General features: G+C 54.0%; 1 protein-coding gene. It reads right to left on the bottom strand.

Annotated elements, in window-relative coordinates; genetic code table 11:
• Positions 1–173, bottom strand: a 173-nt coding sequence (locus tag B7444_RS15895) for a transposase (RefSeq protein WP_373277521.1), incomplete at its 3' end; no start/stop codon positions are given.
• Between the last annotated feature and the right edge of the window lie 62 nt (positions 174–235).

Below are 235 nucleotides of genomic sequence, written 5' to 3'. Positions count from 1 at the left end.
GCTTTCGGAGCGTCTTTCCACTGAAGGCCGTTGCGGATCACATACACGATCCCGCTCAGAATACGCCGGTCATCCACGCGTGGCACTCCGTGCGCCAGAGGGAAAAACGGCCTTATCCGTTCCATTTGGCTCTCAGACAGCAAAAACACATCACTCACAGGCCTCACCTCCATTGGTAAACCTGTGACTCACAACCGCCCGCTCAGTTCAATTAATTAACAGGTCCTGAGCCTAG

The sequence above is a fragment of the Gluconobacter thailandicus F149-1 = NBRC 100600 genome, from assembly GCF_000964465.1.
Lineage (GTDB): Bacteria > Pseudomonadota > Alphaproteobacteria > Acetobacterales > Acetobacteraceae > Gluconobacter > Gluconobacter thailandicus.
The sequence above is the reverse complement of the archived record's forward strand: the minus strand, read 5'-3'. Positions and strand labels throughout refer to the sequence as shown.